General features: G+C 59.1%; 9 protein-coding genes and 1 pseudogene. 6 read left to right on the top strand and 4 right to left on the bottom strand.

All coding sequences use genetic code 11. The annotated features are described in order from the left end of the window. Positions 1–317: 317 nt before the first annotated feature. On the bottom strand, positions 318–911 hold the full coding sequence (locus CT676_RS37695; protein WP_343287564.1) for a DNA ligase: 594 nt from the start codon (positions 909–911) through the stop codon (positions 318–320). A 2-nt stretch (positions 912–913) separates the two neighbouring features. Then, positions 914–1141 carry a hypothetical protein gene (locus tag CT676_RS37690; protein WP_244623413.1) on the bottom strand — a complete coding sequence of 76 codons (228 nt, stop codon included), beginning with the start codon at positions 1139–1141 and terminating at the stop codon, positions 914–916. Between the two features lie 320 nt (positions 1142–1461). Between CT676_RS37690 and CT676_RS37685 the strand changes: the two genes are divergently transcribed. After that, positions 1462–1623 carry a DUF2934 domain-containing protein gene (locus CT676_RS37685; protein ID WP_080586918.1) on the top strand — a complete coding sequence of 54 codons (162 nt, stop codon included), beginning with the start codon at positions 1462–1464 and terminating at the stop codon, positions 1621–1623. 210 nt (positions 1624–1833) lie between these two features. Here CT676_RS37685 and CT676_RS44900 read toward each other — a convergent pair whose 3' ends face one another. Then, positions 1834–1980, bottom strand: a complete 147-nt coding sequence (locus CT676_RS44900) for a hypothetical protein (RefSeq protein WP_161495715.1) — start codon at positions 1978–1980, stop codon at positions 1834–1836. 460 nt (positions 1981–2440) lie between these two features. On the opposite strand from CT676_RS44900, the gene CT676_RS37675 reads away from it, so the two are divergent. From CT676_RS37675 to CT676_RS44520, 3 genes are all read left to right on the top strand, one after another. Beyond that, on the top strand, positions 2441–2623 hold the full coding sequence (locus CT676_RS37675) for a hypothetical protein (RefSeq protein ID WP_085398237.1): 183 nt from the start codon (positions 2441–2443) through the stop codon (positions 2621–2623). Then, positions 2602–2826, top strand: coding sequence for a hypothetical protein (locus tag CT676_RS37670; RefSeq protein WP_135216701.1), 225 nt, complete (start codon positions 2602–2604; stop codon positions 2824–2826). The genes CT676_RS37675 and CT676_RS37670 overlap by 22 nt, the downstream gene beginning before the upstream one ends. 100 nt (positions 2827–2926) lie before the next feature. Next, a complete protein-coding gene (locus tag CT676_RS44520; protein ID WP_167768298.1) occupies positions 2927–3085 on the top strand; it encodes a hypothetical protein in 159 nt (52 codons plus the stop codon). Between the two features lie 952 nt (positions 3086–4037). Here the strand turns inward: CT676_RS44520 and CT676_RS37665 are convergent. Continuing rightward, positions 4038–4232: a hypothetical protein gene (locus CT676_RS37665; protein WP_085398240.1), complete on the bottom strand. Its 195-nt coding sequence runs from the start codon at positions 4230–4232 to the stop codon at positions 4038–4040. 645 nt (positions 4233–4877) lie between these two features. Here CT676_RS37665 and CT676_RS37655 point away from each other — a divergent pair. Then, a pseudogene (locus tag CT676_RS37655) lies at positions 4878–5381 on the top strand (winged helix-turn-helix domain-containing protein); the annotation flags it as partial. Positions 5382–5503: 122 nt separating this feature from the next. Next, entirely contained in the window at positions 5504–5917 is a 414-nt protein-coding gene (locus CT676_RS37650) for a response regulator (RefSeq protein ID WP_343287565.1), read from the top strand. Positions 5918–6000: the final 83 nt, after the last annotated feature.

The raw sequence follows: 6000 nt of genomic DNA, 5'->3' as shown, positions 1-6000 counted from the left end.
GATGCTTGGGGCCGACTCAAGTCGTGACCCCGTTTCATCATCTATCGGGGGACAGCCACCATCATGCCCCCTTGCACGGAGCAGGGCCCATTACGGCATGTAGTGACAATGCGTACAAAACCGGATTCCGGTAGTTGTCCGGACTCCATTTTTGGAACGGGGTGTTCTACTAAAGGAACACCGGCGCGATTTAAGTACCAACCGATTTCAAGTTATCCGGGATGGCCGCAGTGGGGCTGGAACCACGCTGCGGCTTTTCCCATTTGCGGGCCTGCTGGTTCAGCGAGTGTTTCGACCGGCAAGTCGCTGACGAACGCCTAGAATTCTCGCGTCATCGCCGGGTGCGTCCGGTTCTTCACCTTGATCCAGTCTTTCGAGCGGCCGGCGCCATAGCGCCGATCGCGGCGTTTCGAGACCAGACCCTCGAGGCCCATGCGGCAGGCGGCGCCGAACAGGTCAGGGCCGATAGCGCCCGCTTCGAACGGCGCGACGAATATGCCGTCCGGCCGGCCGCGCAGCAGCCGCACCAAATTGGTCTTACGCATCGTCAGTGGCAGCTGCCGCAGGTCCTCGCTGCCGACCGCAAGGATGTCGAAGGCGTAGAGCTGCACCTCGTGATCGTGCCGGCGCGAGTGCAGGGCGTTGAAGTCCGATGGGCCGTCGACGCCGAGGACCACGGCCTCGCCGTCGATGACGAATTGCTGCTCACGGTTCTTCAGCGCGGCCTCAACGATCCAGGGGTATCGCTTGGTCCAGTCGTGGCCGCGCCGTGTGAAGACCTTGACGGCTTCGTTGGAGGTGGACTTGCACGCGGTAGCCGTCGAACTTGATTTCGTGAATCCATAGCTCGCCGGATGGCACGCGGTCGCCTTGACACCGAGCGCTTCCGGCTTTTTCCGCTGGAAGGCCATGGCTACACCAGGCGAAGACTGAATTGCTGCAGGTCTTGTGGTGGGTAGCGATCCACAAACTCCCGCAGGTACGACGGCACGTCGTTCAGTTGCAGATTGCCGCGACGCTGGATTTCGCGGGCAATGTGCTCGGAAACATCTTCCGAGCAGCGTTCGGCTGTGTTGAAGGCGACTACGCGGATCGGCTTGCGATATTCTCCGGCCAGCAGATCCTGGATGACGATCTCCACCGCGCTCTCCAAGTCTGCTTCGCCAAGCGCTGCCATTGCGGCCGGAGTTGTCCGCAACCAAGTAGACAGTCTCGTCGCTGTTCGGGGCGATCGACAAAAGCCATCGGAACTGACGCATAAGCACTCACGCAACGGAACCGGGATTCAATTTGTCGACGTCCAATTCGTTCCTGTCGCAGTGCGTACGCAGTTGGATCAGTGTCGGCACACCAACGCGACGGTCTGAATAAGAGGCTTCTTAGTTCACAGGCATGTATTTGGAGGATGACCGGATTAGGAACGCCCCCGATTGCCCCTAGTTGAGGGTCTGGAGAAGGCCGATGAATAGGCGAATTGATGAAGCCGTTGCGGCCCGGGCCTACGAGTTGTGGGAGCAGGCTGGTAAGCCAGAGGGCCGAGACGAAGACTTTTGGCGCTTGGCCGAGCAGGAATTGCTCAACGAGGATCAAAGCTCACCTCGACGCACACCGGATACGCTTTAGGCGAGGGCTATCTGTCATACCCGCGCTTGCCGGCTATCATCTGCCCTGCGCAACCCTGAGGAAATTTGGCGGGCGGTCTTTAGAAGACACCATGGGAGAACCGGTCCAGTGGTGGCAACGTCTCGGCCCTGGCTGTCCGCATACGGATCGTCTGTCATCTCCATCGAGAAGCCAAAGGGTTTGAGACGCTTCGCGTACAGATCTTTTGATCTAGTCGCGGATTTCAAGCGCTTGTTCGGAGGGTTGCGGCACCTTGGTATCAGAGAAGGTCGAGTTAATGGCTTCTGTCAAAGCGGAATTGGATAGATACTTTGAATCGTTCCGGCGACGGGTGCCTACGAAGGTGTCGAGCTTCATTCTGAGGCTACGAGAACCATCCTCGTTTTGGGTCCGTGTCGTTGTCGCCGGGTTGCTCATCCTGGGAGGCGTCTTCAGCTTTTTGCCTATCTTCGGCCTCTAGATGCTGCCTCTCGGCCTCCTTCTTATCGCACAGGACATCCCTATTCTGCAGAAGCCTCTTCTCATGGCTTTGAGGTGGATCGAGGCCAAGTGGGAGCAGCTGAGAGCGCTCTTTAAGAGGAACTATCACGCTGATGGACGTGATCCGGAAGTTCTATCTCCACTTCACTCTGGCTGCTGCCGACTAAATCTGTCCGCGTTCTGGTGTCTCCCATGGCCCGCCGGTTGGCCCGGCGCGCTGATCCAGAGCGCGGCGGGCTTTTTTGTTGCGCGCAGAGGTGGATTAGACTGGGGATTGCCTTGATGCCGCCCTACAACTTGTGGCAACTTCCGCGACATGTTGGGAAACAATTGATCCATGAAGCCGGATTTGATCGCCGGGGATTTTCAGCCTCAAGGCTACTTCGACGGCCGCCCATATCGCTTCGACGGCGATGGCGCGATCTATTCGGTTGTCGATGGCCGCGTCGTCCGCTTCACTGATTTCGAGGCCTTCGTCGCCCCCCGAAGCAGCGCCTGGTGCTGCCGGCGCTGCTGCTGACGTTCGTGGCGGCTCAGTGCGTCTCGCTGTCACTGGTCCAGCGCTATTACAGCTATCTGCCGTTCATCAGATTCGAGCCGCATCTGCTGGTGAGGGCGTGTGTCGACGTGCTGCCGGCGCTGGGGCTGGTTTTGCTGGTGGCACGGGGGCGAGCGAGTTTCGGGTTTGCGTTGAGCTTCTTTCTGCTGGCCTCAGTGGCCTAAGTAAAATTGTCGCGGCAGGACTTTGATTTTCGACTGGCCTTTAAGCCTGCTCTCGCTAGCATTGAGATCTGAATAGGCCGCTTTTATTCGGCTGGGTGTCATGTTCGAAGATGCAGCGAAGTTTCGTCGTGAGTATGTGGAGTGCCTCGAACAGGCAGACAAGACTGACGTCTTGTCGTCTAAAGCTCAATGGCTCTTGTTTGCCGACGAGTGGCTGAATCGGGCGATGGCCGCAGAGGCTCTGACGCGCGGCCGCTGAGCCTGTCGCGCGGAGTAAGGCCGCAGTTGGCGGCCAATCTCGCAGCCCAGTGTCTTCCTATTTGCTAGTCAGCAGATCTTCCCGGACTCTTCACGGCGCTCTGCCGCTGGAATGCCAGCGCTAGCGGCGTTTCGCTGTGGGAAATCAGTTCGGGAATTAGTTCGGTAATTTTGCCCGACATTCGGCGACAACGGTCGGCTTTGTCCGGCATCCTTTCTAAGCGAAGCGTGTACTAACAATATTTCGCGGTTCGCTTAATCCAAAGGCTTAGCGTCTGCCGGCAGCTCGGTTCGGGAATTTTTTCGGAACTAGGGTGTCCTGGCGCAGTCGAAAGTGTGCTATCATTCGCAACCCTTTCAATGCCGACAGCCAACGCCCAATACAAATGCTCCTGGAGTAGCGGCACCATTTCCCCGGTCCCGTGTGCCAAGCGTTACGCCGTCAACTACGAAGCGTGCCGAAAATACGTCATCGAGCATGGCTCGAGCGGGGCTGACGCCATGTGGTGGTGTACGAGCCAGGGTTATACCAAGTAAGGCCACACCAAGTGATTTGAGGCCGACCACCAGCAAGAGGCCGCCTTCGTTGGCGGCCTTCCTCGTCGTCAGTTGCCCGTGCCCACTTTGGGCGGGAATTGCTTTGCGGTCATCCGCAAACGTTCGCGATCGGGCGGTCGTTCATGGTGCGGGGATCCTTTCAGGGCTTCGCCCTGGAGAGAGTCCTACCCCGCGCCGCCGGCCGCCGTGGGTAGCGAGCGCTTCGCGCTACCGAGTCATCACCGCGTGGACCAGCTCCGGCCGCTGCACGAGCACGGCGGCGATGCCGATCAGCAGCAGCATCGACGAGACCATGATGGCGATCCACTTCCTGTCATCCATCTGGGCCAATGCCCGCGCCGCGGTCCCGTTCCGAGCATGGCCGGCGAGCGCTACGCGCTAATCGGAAGTACTCATCAATGGCCGCGTGGACCAGGGAAGGGGACCACGTCGCCGTCCGCTGCGCGGATCACGGCCCTGGCCATCTCCATCGGGTCGAACCCCAGATCGGCAACGGCGTCGGCCACGCGCTGGCGCTCCAGCTCGGCGACGATCGCCTCGGTCACCTTCATCAGCCTGGCCAATTCGGAAGCGGTAGCGCTGTCGCTCATTGGGATGCCCCTCGGTAAAGCCGAGGCCATCTTACCACGGCGCAGTGTAGAAATCCGCGTGTCGAAGGTTCAATCCCTTCGCCCGGCGCCATCAATTGAACCTTGGCTTCTGGCGCATCCGCTCAACTGATATCTCAGCGGAGTTGATTTCAACAACTTCGCCTTTGTCAGTGGTCCCAGAACAATATGGCTCGACCGACCTGTCCGGCATGAGTCGCATCTTGCAAGAAGCGTTTATGCCGTAGGCCCTCATCACAGATTTTGCGAACTGCTCCGGTGGCACGTCTCCTGCGCCGAAAAAACATCTCCTCAGTGCCATCTTTACGATCTTGTCGCCTTCCATGTCGAACGCGGCGCAGCCCAACGGCCTCGACGTTGGCTGCGAGCTCGACGAGCTTGCGCGCGGCCGCTTCCGGGTCTGCATAGGGTCGTTCTTCGGTGTGCAGGAGCGGACATCTAGCGGACATGCTGGGTCGACCGCTAAGGGCCACAAGCGGGAGGAGAGGGAATAAGGAACGCCAGTCCGGCCGCGGATTTAAGGACGAAGGCGTTGGTTTAGTGGCGCACTAACAGCTCGCTTACATTTTCCTCACCGGCAGCTTATTGTTATGGTTTCCGAGGGTGGCCCCGGAGAGGGAATGCAGCTTGCGGTTTCTTTTTGAGGATTACGCATTGGATACCGACAGGCGCGAACTGCAGCGCGCAACAGACGTGGTTGTTGTCGCACCCCAAGTGTTCGATCTACTCGAATACCTGATCCGAAACAGAGAGCGCGTCGTCAGCAAGGACGACCTCATCAACGCCATCTGGAAAGGTCGCATCGTCTCGGATGCTGCGCTGACGACTCGCCTCAATGCCGCCCGGAGCGCAATCGGGGACACGGGCGATAAACAGCAGTTAATCAAAACATTGCCGCGCAAAGGTTTCCGCTTCGTTGGTGCAGTGCAGGAAGCCCGGAGGCCCGCAAATGAGACGGTTGGCCCAGTCGAGCGAACCGGCGACACGCCGCCGCGCCTATCCATCGTCGTGCTACCCTTCGCGAACCTGAGCGGTGATCGTGAGCAGGACTATTTCGTGGATGGTGTAACCGAGAGCTTGACCACGGACTTGTCGCGCATCAGTGGTTCATTTGTAATCGCACGGAATGCTCCTAAACAAGATTCCGGAACTTTGCCGTAGGTTCACTTTTGGACATACTGTGACAGTGCCGGGCTCAAACTAACGAGAGTTAAGCGTGCCCGAGGCGCCACTGATCCTCGTCGTCGAGGACGATTATCCATTGCAAGGCGCGATCGAGGATTTCCTGCGCCGGCGAGGAGGCGCTCACGCTATTCCGTTGCAGGGTCGCGGAATATAGGGCGCTCGTCACCGACGTGAGTCTGAAGGGCAGGATAAATGGGTGGGAAGTCGCGAAGCAGATCAGGGAAATCGCCGCGGACTTTCCCGTGGTCTACATGACCGGAGCGGCCGCCGACCAGTCGACCTCTCACGTCGTCCCCAACAGCATCCTCCTGCAAAAACCCTTCGCGCCGACGCAGCTGGTGACCGCCGTTACCCAGCTGCTGAACGGGGTGGGGAACGGAGCGCAGTCGGCGGAGAGAGTGGGACCCCCTCCCCCGATGCCGCGATTGTGCGAAAATCGCAGAAAAACAAAGATTCCCAAAAGGCCACGCCGGATTTTGTGACCACCGCCGTGTACCACCGATTCGTCCTGCCGGGCCTTCAATCTCGGCCGATTTCGAGGCGGCCCAGAATGACCTCGAGCGAG

This window comes from Bradyrhizobium sp. MOS001, assembly GCF_004634465.1.
Lineage (GTDB): Bacteria > Pseudomonadota > Alphaproteobacteria > Rhizobiales > Xanthobacteraceae > Bradyrhizobium > Bradyrhizobium barranii.
This window is presented reverse-complemented; position numbering and strand designations above follow the sequence as displayed.